Origin of the sequence: Brachyspira sp. SAP_772 (assembly GCF_009755885.1) — a bacterium.
In the GTDB taxonomy this organism is placed as follows: Bacteria; Spirochaetota; Brachyspiria; order Brachyspirales; family Brachyspiraceae; genus Brachyspira.
In genome coordinates, this window is sequence record NZ_VYIX01000107.1 from 1 (window position 1) to 799 (window position 799).

Here is a 799-nt window from a genome sequence, read left to right on the forward strand (position 1 = left end):
TATCAAATAAAAATCTACATATTCTTTATTTCCATCTATTATTTCATAATTATAAACATCTTGAATAAAAGGTATAATATTATCTTTAACATATTGAATGTTGTTGGAGAATATATAGAATTTAGAATGTTTATTTTTAGTATAAAAGTATTCAAAAGATTTTAAATAATAATCAATAGAAGGAATTTTAATATTAACCATATTAGCAAAATATATATAATCACCTCTTCTAATATGTATAGCTACAGATTCATTGCTATTAATATCATTTAAAATATTTATTTGTTTATCATTTAATAATTTATATAAATAATCATCAAGTAAAAAATATTTAGTAAAGTCTAGATTATAAAAATATTCTATCCATACCATTTTATGGTCTAAATATACACTTTTATTTGTATTTTTTAATTCAGATAATATCTTATCTTTACCAAAACTATGGTCTATAAAATTTTCTTTGGATTTTTGTATTTCTTCTTGAGTAGCTGCCTCAAATTTTATATTATTAAATAATTTAGTTAATATAAACTCTCTATTGTCTATACCTAAAAAATCTTTTTTATTATTATCATAAAAAGTTAAATCTAGTTTCACATTTCTATTAAATGTATCACGAATAAAAAGAGAAAAAGATAATTTAAGAATTTGATCAGTAAAACCATCACATACTTGCATTACTACTATTGAATTATTGTTACTCATTAATAGCCCTAAAATTATTAATTACATAAAATACAAAGTAATTATATATAAATAACACTATTTTTCAAGTTTTTTATTTTTTTATATGTAATAT

1 protein-coding gene is annotated in these 799 nt (G+C 18.3%); it reads right to left on the reverse strand.

Translation table 11 applies throughout. The annotated features are described in order from the left end of the window. Positions 1-705 (reverse strand): alpha-1,2-fucosyltransferase (locus GQX97_RS12880; RefSeq protein WP_198391242.1); only part of this gene is annotated, 705 nt, incomplete at its 3' end. Between the last annotated feature and the right edge of the window lie 94 nt (positions 706-799).